The 10,417-nt window shown below is 40.8% G+C and carries 9 protein-coding genes; all 9 read right to left on the bottom strand.

Annotated elements, in window-relative coordinates; translation table 11 throughout:
• Positions 1-1,433: thiamine pyrophosphate-dependent enzyme (locus tag VLZ86_RS15905; RefSeq protein WP_325453209.1), on the bottom strand; the 1,433-nt coding region annotated here is incomplete at its 3' end.
• Positions 1,434-1,640: 207 nt separating this feature from the next.
• A complete protein-coding gene (locus VLZ86_RS15900; RefSeq protein WP_325453204.1) occupies positions 1,641-2,978 on the bottom strand; it encodes a dihydrolipoamide acetyltransferase family protein in 1,338 nt (445 codons plus the stop codon).
• Between the two features lie 74 nt (positions 2,979-3,052).
• Entirely contained in the window at positions 3,053-3,649 is a 597-nt protein-coding gene (locus tag VLZ86_RS15895) for a transferase hexapeptide repeat family protein (RefSeq protein ID WP_325453202.1), read from the bottom strand.
• A 71-nt stretch (positions 3,650-3,720) separates the two neighbouring features.
• Positions 3,721-4,470 (bottom strand): enoyl-CoA hydratase/isomerase family protein, encoded by a 750-nt coding sequence (locus VLZ86_RS15890; protein WP_325453200.1) that lies wholly within the window; start codon positions 4,468-4,470, stop codon positions 3,721-3,723.
• 162 nt (positions 4,471-4,632) lie between these two features.
• Complete coding sequence (gene paaZ / locus VLZ86_RS15885; RefSeq protein WP_325453198.1) at positions 4,633-7,131, bottom strand: phenylacetic acid degradation bifunctional protein PaaZ; 2,499 nt, start codon at positions 7,129-7,131, stop codon at positions 4,633-4,635.
• 229 nt (positions 7,132-7,360) lie between these two features.
• On the bottom strand, positions 7,361-8,575 hold the full coding sequence (pcaF, locus tag VLZ86_RS15880; protein ID WP_325453196.1) for a 3-oxoadipyl-CoA thiolase: 1,215 nt from the start codon (positions 8,573-8,575) through the stop codon (positions 7,361-7,363).
• A 101-nt stretch (positions 8,576-8,676) separates the two neighbouring features.
• Positions 8,677-9,540, bottom strand: a complete 864-nt coding sequence (ypfJ, locus tag VLZ86_RS15875) for a KPN_02809 family neutral zinc metallopeptidase (RefSeq protein ID WP_325453195.1) — start codon at positions 9,538-9,540, stop codon at positions 8,677-8,679.
• Positions 9,541-9,589: 49 nt separating this feature from the next.
• A complete protein-coding gene (locus VLZ86_RS15870; RefSeq protein ID WP_325453193.1) occupies positions 9,590-10,003 on the bottom strand; it encodes a hotdog fold thioesterase in 414 nt (137 codons plus the stop codon).
• Between the two features lie 24 nt (positions 10,004-10,027).
• On the bottom strand, positions 10,028-10,405 hold the full coding sequence (locus tag VLZ86_RS15865) for a four helix bundle protein (protein ID WP_325453191.1): 378 nt from the start codon (positions 10,403-10,405) through the stop codon (positions 10,028-10,030).
• Positions 10,406-10,417: the final 12 nt, after the last annotated feature.

Below are 10,417 nucleotides of genomic sequence, written 5' to 3'. Positions count from 1 at the left end.
CCATAAGCACCAATCGGTACGCGCAGTATCATGCTCACAGGCCATTTTCCATTGGATAAGTAGCAACTTCGACTTACTTCAGTAAATAATTGATTCAATCCTGGCCAGATATAATCAGCAAATTGAACCTCAACAATTGGTTTTAATCCCACAGCACTCATTCCAACGGTGGATCCTACTATAAATGCTTCTTGAATTGGTGTATTGAAAACCCGATCATCGCCAAATTTTTGAGCTAAGGTTGCCGCCTCTCTAAATACCCCTCCAAGCCGCGCTCCGACGTCTTGTCCATATAACAGGCATTCTTTATGCTTTCTCATCAATTCTTCCACAGCAAACAGGGCGCAATCGACCATAACAACTTTCTCCGCACCCTGTGGAGAACGTTCGCCTTTTTCTTCGGTAATTGAAGTGGGTGCAAAATCGTGCGTAAATAAATCCTCTGGCTTGGGATCTTCGGCTTGTAGAGCGAGATTGTAATCGGTCTCTACAATCGTACGGCATTTATTTTCTATGGCTTCTAATTCATGTTCTGTAAACCCACGATCCAACAATTGCTGTTTCAAAACAGGATAAGGATCTCTGGACCTAGATTCTTCCAAATCATCACGATACCATTCCATCCGGACACCCGAGGTATGATGATTCAATAAAGGCACTTTGGCATGCACCAAAAATGGCCGTCGTTCTTTGCGAATGGTTGTAATGACTTCTCCAAGGGCTTCATAACTCTCCATAAAATTCGCGCCATCAATTGTTATGGCTTCTAAACCTTTAAATCCTTTAGCATATTCAAAGGCATCTTGTGCCCTGATTTCTGCTGCATTGGCAGAAATATCCCATTCGTTATCTTGTATCAGATATAAGATGGGTAACTTTTTCAATACAGCCATTTGAAAAGCTTCTGAAACTTCACCTTCAGTTACGGAAGCGTCGCCCAAAGAACAAACAACAATTGGGGCCGTCCCATGAAGACGAGAATATTCTGAATGTACTGAAGCATTATAACCGCTAGAAGATTTATCGCCCGAAGGATGTAAGGTTGTGGTTGATTCATTTTCTTCCTTAAACAGTGTACCGCTTTCGCGATATTTAAAGCCCATGGCAACGCCAGTAGCAGGAATGGCTTGCATTCCCGTAGCCGACGATTGGTGGGGGATTTTTGGTTTATCAATATCCCTTAAACTGGGATGTGCGTAATAGGTACGACCTCCTGAAAATGGATCGTCTTTTTTAGCCAACAGTTGCAACATCAACTCGTATGGTTTCAATCCGAAAGCGAGCAACATAGCGTCATCCCGGTAATAGGGAAACGCATAATCTTGTGGCAACAATTGCATGCCGAGAGCTATTTGAATGGCTTCATGGCCTCGTGAAGTGGCGTGTACGTATTTGGAAACTTGCTTGAAATTAGCTTCGTACAATTCTGACATCGCCTTCGCGGTACAAAGGTTTGTAAAAGCTTTTTTTAATAGGTCTTTACTTATGTTTTTTGACACGAATTCTATAATTTATGTTGAGTCCTTACAGTACCGAAGCGTCGGAATTAAATCTGTGAGGCCTGCATTCTTACTATGTTTTTCACTATATCGCTTTGGAAACCTGAAAGGTTTGGTGGACGATTTTGGATTAGACCATATCTATACTTCTCTATTAACATCAAACTGCTCGAAATAATCCGCAACGCGACGCACAAAACTGCCCCCTAAAAAACCATCCACCACACGATGGTCAAAGGACAGAGACAAATACATCATGCTTCTGATTGCAATTTCATCCCCGCTTTCAGTTTCAATGACTTCCGCTCTTTTTTTGATGATTCCCAAAGCCAAAATGGCAACTTCTGGCTGATTGATGATGGGTGTTCCCATCACACTACCGAAAGTTCCAACGTTGGAAATAGTAAAGGTGCTGCCTTTGATGTCGTCACCTCCCAATTTATTTTCTCTGGCTTTATTGGCCATGTCATTGACGTTTGCTGCTAAAGTTTTTAAATCTTTGGTATCCGCATTCTTCACCACGGGAACGATCAAATTCCCACTCGGCAATGCCGTTGCCATTCCTATATTGATATCTTCTTTCACGATGATGTCACTACCATCCACGGAAGCATTGATGTTTGGAAAATCCTTGACCGCTTTGGCGACGGCTTCTACAAATAATGGGGTGAAAGTTAAACGTTCGCCATATTTTTTCAGAAAAGCTTCCTTATTGGCATTCCGCCAATTGACCATATTGGTCATATCGGCTTCCACATAAGCAGTGACGTGAGGCGACGTGTGTTTCGAATAGACCATATGATCAGCAATCATTTGGCGCATCCGGTCCATTTTTACGATTTTACCTTTTCCTTTATCGAAGTTCAATTGCGGAATTCGGTAAGCAGAAGGATCTTGCGTTAGAGGTTGTGCAAACTTATAGGGTCTTCCCTCTTCTATATAATTGAAGACATCACTTTTTCGCAATCTTCCCTCATGTCCAGTGGCAGGGATTCTCGCCAATTCTTCATAACTGATGTGTTGTTCTTTTGCTATTTTTTGAATTAGCGGGGAGAAAAAAGCATTTGAAGTTGAAAATGAAATCGAAGACGAACTTGGAATAATTGGTCTTGATGAAGCTTTTCTATCTTCTGATTTTTTTGCCTTATGAATTGTTTTCTCTTCAGAAACTTCAGATTGAGAAGGAACAACATCTTTCTTATCAGAAGTTATGTCTTCCGAAGCCTCAAAAATTGCAATAATTTCACCAACAGGAACCACATCCTTTGCCTGAAATAGGGCTTGTATCAGTTTTCCTGATTGAGGTGCTGGGACTTCATTATCGACCTTATCAGTAGCCACCTCTAAAATGATGTCGCCTTCTTCAAAGCTGTCTCCTTCATTAATGAGCCAACTGATGATGGTTCCTTCTGTAATGCTTTCGCCCATTTTGGGCATCCTTAATTCCCACGAAAGTGGGAATTTCTTTTCTTTACTCATTTTATCTTATTTTCAAACCTTCAAGGATTTTTAAATTTCGCAGGTCAAACTTCACGATCTTAAATCTTTTTTAGCTATTTCTTCATAAATTCACGAAGTGTTTTATAAACATCTTCCTGCATTTTCATGTTTTGGGGAACCTCTCTTAATGGTTCCACCGCTCTTAAACTCTCATGGCAATCGGCGGGTAATTGCTGATAAAGTTGAGTCCCTTTCGTCTTCCAGGCGATCATTTCATCGCTAACTTGTTTAATTACTTTTGCCGGATTTCCAACTACCAAGCTGCGTTTCGGAATGATGGTTTCTGCTTTTATAAAACTCATGGCACCAACGATACTTTCATCGCCAATTTCAGCATCATCCATAATTACCGAATTCATTCCAATGAGACAATTTCTACCCAAATTGGCACCGTGAATTATGGCGCCATGCCCAACGTGAGCGCTCTCTTTTAAGGTGATGGATTTACCCGGAAACATGTGTACCGTACAATTTTCTTGAACGTTGACACCGTCCTCAAGAATAATCTGTCCCCAATCGCCTCGAATGGCAGCACCTGGACCGATATAACAGTTTTTACCTATAATCACATTACCTGTAACTGCTGCTAATGGGTGTACAAAACTGCTTTCGTGAACGACGGGGGTGTAACCTTGGAAAGAATAAATCATTGTGATCTTTTATTGAAGATTGTTGATTTTTGAACTTCTAAAATCAACAATCGTTAATCTTAATTCGTTAATTATTTATATTCTTTGAGTTTCTCCTTAGTAAACTCCGAAAGCACCAATCGTCCACTAATTTTTGCACGTTGTAGCAACAGTTGGTCCCAATCTTCAGTACCTCTCCAAAACATGGTTTTCATTTCGGACATGGCTTTGGGGTTGTAATTGCACATGTTTTCTGCGAATGTTTTTACCGCCTCATCCAGTTCTTCAACGGTATCGAATACTTGGGTATATAATCCTTTTTGCCTCGCCCATTCTGCCGTATAAAAATTATTCGCGTCCATGGCTATCTGTGACATCCCACTCAATCCTAATTTGCGTTGAACTGCGGGTCCCACCACAAAGGGACCGATGCCAACATTTAATTCACTTAGTTTAATTTCAGCATATTTGGCTGCCATACAATAATCGGTAGCAGATGCGAGTCCAACACCTCCTCCCACAGTTTTACCCTGAATACGTCCGATGATGAATTTTGGACATTTACGCATGGCATTGATGACGTTTGCAAATCCCGAAAAGAATATCTTCCCAGTTTCCTCATCGTTGATATCTACAAGTTCGTTGAAACTTGCGCCCGCACAGAATGTTCTATCGCCCCCGCTTTGTAGCACGATAACTTTAACATTCTCATCTTCCCCTGCAGAATAAATGGTCCTTGCCAATTCTGACAAAAGATGTCCTGGTAAGGAATTTTGGGCAGGATGAAAAAATTCAATATATCCTACTCCGTTTTTGTTTTTTAGTTTTACGTATGGCTCCATATATTAGAATCAAGATTTTTAGAATCAAGAATCAAGACTGTTTTGATTCTTGAATGATGTTTTATGATTGAGACCTTTCAGGTTTTACCTAAAGAGTTTATAAATAAGCTATTTTCAAACCTACAAGGTTTTGAAATCCTTGCAGGTTGAGTCATTCATTTTTTAAATTAATCCAAACTGTTCAAAGTGATGGTTAAGGTGTTTTCTTTCTAACAAATAAGATTCATATTTGTTCAATTCCCCAAAAACCAAATTTTTCAATTTTGCTTCTGGATGCTCTTTGAAAAACTCCAAGTACTTTTCTCTTTGTTCTTGAAACTTTTGTTTCGCTGTCTCTAAGTCTGGATATTTTAAAGCTTCCAATTTATCTTTTTCAAGCAATGGGAAATTGGTGTTTCTTGGAAACTTATCATAGGTATAAAGACTCGCATGAACCTTTTCTACTATCTTTTCAGGTGTAGCAACTTCAAAATCTTGAATTTCACCTGACGCGATTTTATAGGTGTATTCCAAATGCTCCAACATGTGCTGTGGGGTCATGATGCCCCACTTCGGTTTCATGTCTGGAGTTAACTTTGAAAGAAGTTCTTGAATTTTATCATCGGTCATTTCGACAAAAACTTCTTGTTTCTTTTGAACCATGGTTAAAATTGTCGCCACTGCTACCAATTCATCTTCCGCATCGAATACCTCAACAAACCATTTGACAATGCCACTTGGATGTTCTGCGGAAGCGACATCTCTATCCACTTTTTGCTTACAGGTCAATCGTACGTATATGGTATCGTTATGATATAGTGGGCGTAAAAATCGACAGTCCTCCAATCCATAATTAGCCGCTACCGGCCCTTTATTTGGATAGACGAACAATCCTGCGGCGGCTGCGATGATAAAATACCCATGAGCCGTTCGTTTTTCAAAAATGCTCCCGTCTAAGGAAGTGATATCTGTATGCGCGTAAAAGTGATCCCAAGTAAGATTCGAAAAATTGATAATATCCGTATCTGTAAGAGTTCGTTTATGCGTCTTTAACGACATACCTGGCTGAATGTCTTCCCAATGATATTTGAATGGATGTTGGTCAGCTTCTTTATATTTTGCGTTGGCTTGATAAATTCCGGTAATCTCTGTCAATGTTGTGGGTGACCCTTGGATTGCCGTTCGTTGCAAATAATGCTTGATCCCTCTAAGGCCTCCCATTTCTTCGCCGCCTCCTGCACGCCCTGGACCGCCATGTACTAAATTAGGCAGTGGCGACCCATGACCAGTGCTTTCCTTGGCCATTTCACGATTGATCACTAAAATCCGTCCGTGATGGCTTGCCGCATTAATCACATATTCTTTGGCTATTTTATCATCAAATGTTGCAATAGAAGACACTAAGGATCCTTTTCCCATTTGCGCCAAGGTAATGGCTTCTTCAATATTTTTATAAGGCATGATGGTGCTTACTGGACCAAAAGCTTCGGTTTCGTGCACCGATAAATTTTCAAATGGATTGTCTTCACGTAGCACAATCGGACTTAAGAACGCTCCCTTTTTGGCATCGGCACCAATGGTTTCAATTTTATCCAAATCGCCATAAACAATGCTGGCGGTTTTAGCCAATTCCTGAACACGGTCTTTAACTTCTGTAACTTGATCCCTGCTTATCAAAGCACCCATTCTCACTTCTTTAAGTCTGGGATCGCCAATAGTAACTTTGTCCAGGGCTTTTCCTAAAGCAATTTGAACATCTTCAACCAAATCGTGCGGCACAATAATTCTACGGATTGCCGTACATTTCTGTCCGCATTTGACCGTCATTTCATTTCTGACTTCTTTGATAAACAAATCAAATTCCGGTGTTCCAGGAACAGCATCTTCACCTAAAACAGAAGCGTTCAAAGAATCGGCTTCCATATTAAATGGCACAGATTCTTCAATGATGCGCTTATGCGATTTTAACAATCGACCAGTTGTAGCAGATCCTGTAAAAGTTACCACATCTTGAGATGTGACCGAATCTAAAATGGTTCGTGCTGATCCTGTAATTACTTGTAAAGCACCTTCCGGTAAAATGCCTGATGCTATAATTTCGCGCACCACGGCTTCGGTTAAAAAAGCGCCATTTGTTGCAGGTTTAACTACTGCTGGAACGCCTGCCATCCAATTGGACGCGCATTTTTCCAGCATACCCCAAACGGGGAAATTAAAGGCGTTGATGTGAACAGCCACGCCACGTTTTGGCACCATAATATGATGTGCCATAAACCGTCCGCCACGAGACAAATCAATAGGCTCTCCTTCTACGTGATAGGACTGGTTAGGGAATAATTTTCTTAAGGACGCATTGGCAAAGAGATTACCAAACCCGCCTTCAATATCAATCCAACTATCCATTCTGGTTGCGCCGGTTCTATAACTGAGCTCGTAAAACGCTTCCTTTCTTTTGGTAAGATATAACGCAAGACTTTTTAACATATTCCCACGTTCTTGGAAGGTCATTTTACGAAGTACTTCGCCTCCTTTGGTTCTCCCATAGTGAAGAATTTCAGCAAAATCCAAACCTTTAGTATCTGAAAGCGCAACGACTTCACCCGTAATGGCATCAAATACAGGGGTGCCTTCGCCTTTACCCTCTATCCATTGTCCTGTGACGTAATTCTGTATTTTTTTCATAGTAATGCCCACAAAAGCGGGAATCTTATTATTAAATTCTTTACACTAATATTAGTTCAACAACCTTCTTTTATTGTGCTTCACTGCGTTAGCGATTACTCAACCATACTTATTTGATAATTAAGAAATCCTGCATGCTCAGCATTTGAACGGTCTGTTTGAGCTCTCCCACCCTTTCGGTGGGAAGCGAGTAGTAAAAGCGCGACCCTTTTCGGGGAACGTCCAAATACTACAAATTTCCATTTTCAATTATTGCGGCATACCCTTGACCAACGCCAATACACATTGTAATCAAGGCATATCTTTTCCCTGATTCTTTCAACTCCAACGCAGCAGAATACGCCACCCGAGTTCCTGTGACGCCGAGTGGATGACCAATGGCAATGGCCCCACCGTTAGGGTTTAACCTTGGGTCGTCATCTGCCAATCCCCAAGCTCTTGTACACGCCAATGCCTGTGCTGCAAAAGCTTCGTTAAGCTCGATAATGTCCATATCGTCCATGGTCAAACCTGCTTTTTCCAATGCTTTATTGGAGGCTTCCACTGGGCCGATACCCATGATTCTTGGTTCGACGCCAACTACTGCTGAGCTTACGATGCGCGCTAAGGGTTTTAAATTGTACTTTTTCACGGCTGCTTCAGACGCGATAATCGTTGCGGCGGCTCCATCGTTAAGTCCTGATGAATTCCCGGCGGTGACACTTCCGCCTTCAGCTTTGAATGCACCACGTAATTTTCCTAAAACTTCTAAAGACGTATTAGGTTTAACAAATTCATCTTTTGAAAATTGTATGGGATCTTTCTTTCGTTGTGGAATTTCTACCGTCATAATCTCCTTCCCCAAACGTCCATTTTCTTGTGCTTTGGCAGCCTTCATCTGGCTCCAATAAGCATACTTATCTTGATCTTCTCGAGAGATCTTATATTTCTCAACAAGGTTTTCAGCAGTTTGACCCATGCCGTCGGTTCCATATAATTTTTGCATTTTCGGATTGACAAATCGCCAACCAAAACTGGAATCGTACATTTTAGCATCGGTTCCAAAAGCACTGGATGGTTTGGCTACTACATAGGGTCCTCGGGTCATGTGCTCGACGCCTCCAGCAATAAACACATCCCCATCACCAGCTTTTATGGCACGATTGGCGTGTATAATTGCGGATAATCCTGAGCTGCATAAGCGGTTGATCGTTTCACCCGGAACGGTAAAAGGTAAGCCTGCCAATAATGAAGCCATACGCGCCACATTTCGGTTGTCTTCTCCAGCTTGATTGGCACAGCCTAAAATGACATCGTCGTAGGCGTCTTTTGGGATGCTTGGATTTCGTTTGATAATCTCTTCTATGACCAAAGCCGCTAAATCGTCAGTTCTTACTGTAGATAAAGTGCCTTGATAACTTCCTATTGGCGTTCTGATTCCGTCTATGATATATGCTTCTTTCATGAGCTTTCGTTATTCCCGCGAAAGCGGGAATCTCTTTTTTATTTTTAATTTCCAACCCTACAAGGTTTTAAAAACCTTGTAGGTTAACTTGTTACTCTTTTTCAATTCAATATTTCCGAAAACGTATCGCCTTGTCTTATATCGCCAGTTTTATAACCTTTCATGAACCAGTGCATGCGTTGCTCAGAAGTGCCGTGTGTAAAACTATCTGGTTGGACACTACCTTGCGTTCGTTTTTGAATGGCATCATCACCTACTGCATTGGCAGCGCTTAAGGCTTCTTCTATATCACCTTCTTCCAAATATTCTTTATTATGGTGCGCCCACACACCCGCATAGAAATCGGCTTGAAGTTCTTGTGCTACAGAAAGTTGATTAGCTTGGGCAGCACTGGATTGTTGTTGCATTTGCCTCACTTTCTGAGAAGTGCCGAGCAAGGTTTGAATATGGTGACCAACTTCGTGAGCCGTGACATAAGCTATGGCAAAATCGCCACCTTTTGCTCCAAATCGCGTTTTTAATTGATCAAAAAACACCAAATCCATATATAGTTTGTGATCAGCAGGACAGTAAAATGGTCCCGACGCAGAGCTCGCATTCCCACAGCCACTTCTCACCGCATCTGTAAACAATACCATTCCTGGTTCTTTATAATCGCCAAGATTATTCTCTCTAAAAATTTGGTTCCATACATCTTCTGTATCTGCTAAAAGTGTTGCAGCAAAGTCCCCCATTTCTTTCTCCTCTGCAGTTAATTCTCTTTGCTCGCCGGGTTCTGATACAGATTGAGATTGATTGACTTGATCTAAAATTGGAGCCAACACTTGCCCGGTTTCACCTCCAAAGAGCTGAAGTAAAACTACTACAACCGCTACTAAGCCGCCTCCCGCAGCCAATTTGCCTTTATTGGACATACCTCTGCGGTCTTCCAAATTGCCACTTTGTCTTCTACCTTTCCATTTCATATGTTTTGTTGTTTAAAATTATTAGTTATTAAATTTAAAACATTCTTTGTTATTCTTCCCAATCTTTATTGGTTCTGTACACCACACCTTTGAAAAGTGCAACCAATTCATCGCCTCTTCTAACCTCGATGATATTAAATCCTAATTTGTTTTTGACACTTTCAATAACTGATTCCGCCACTATATAATCACCCTCATTTAATGCTTCAATATGATTGATACTCGTTTCAATGGAAACTGCGTATTTACCATGCGTATTAGCTGCAAATCCGAAAGCGGTGTCTGCCAATGAATAACTGATGCCGCCATGGGCTTTCCCCATACTGTTAAGCATTTCTTTTCTAATAGTCATCCCAACTTTGCAACGACCAATTTCACATTCTAAAATTTCAATGCCGAGCCAAGTGCTGTAAGCATCGAGTGAGAGCATTTTGTAAGGAATGAGGTTTCCGTTTATTGGCATTAGGTATTTTGAATTAGGGATTAGTTATTTTGCTTTTCTTTCTAAAATCTTCTTTCTTAAAGAAGACATCATTTTTGTCCATTCTGAAATCAAATTTCTATTTTCTTCATCTTCATCAAAATTAATATATAGTCTTCTTCTGGCTTTTGTACTGCAACTAACACACTCATTTGCGCTATAAATAGCATAATTTATATACTTAACAAATTGTGCGTCAGAACCAGGATAACCTTCTGCTATATTCAAAGCAATTGAATCAGCTGCTCTTCTGAACTGAGATGATAATGCATACAATTCATATGCTGGAAACTTTTTGACTATCACATCTATGACTTCCCCAAAGTCCATCGCTTTCTGATAAACTTGTAAATCTTCAAACTTAAAATGAAATGCACACTTCATACTAATACCAAA

This window comes from Gelidibacter sp., assembly GCF_035515035.1.
Classification (GTDB): Bacteria; Bacteroidota; Bacteroidia; order Flavobacteriales; family Flavobacteriaceae; genus Gelidibacter.
The sequence above is the reverse complement of the archived record's forward strand: the minus strand, read 5'-3'. Positions and strand labels throughout refer to the sequence as shown.

Coding starts and splice junctions, on each gene's coding strand:
- VLZ86_RS15900 (WP_325453204.1), bottom strand. CDS start 2,978: ATGAGTAAAGAAAAGAAATTCCCACTTTCGTGGGAATTAAGGATGCCC.
- VLZ86_RS15895 (WP_325453202.1), bottom strand. CDS start 3,649: ATGATTTATTCTTTCCAAGGTTACACCCCCGTCGTTCACGAAAGCAGT.
- VLZ86_RS15890 (WP_325453200.1), bottom strand. CDS start 4,470: ATGGAGCCATACGTAAAACTAAAAAACAAAAACGGAGTAGGATATATT.
- paaZ (WP_325453198.1), bottom strand. CDS start 7,131: ATGAAAAAAATACAGAATTACGTCACAGGACAATGGATAGAGGGTAAA.
- pcaF (WP_325453196.1), bottom strand. CDS start 8,575: ATGAAAGAAGCATATATCATAGACGGAATCAGAACGCCAATAGGAAGT.
- ypfJ (WP_325453195.1), bottom strand. CDS start 9,540: ATGAAATGGAAAGGTAGAAGACAAAGTGGCAATTTGGAAGACCGCAGA.
- VLZ86_RS15870 (WP_325453193.1), bottom strand. CDS start 10,003: ATGCCAATAAACGGAAACCTCATTCCTTACAAAATGCTCTCACTCGAT.
- VLZ86_RS15865 (WP_325453191.1), bottom strand. CDS start 10,405: ATGAAGTGTGCATTTCATTTTAAGTTTGAAGATTTACAAGTTTATCAG.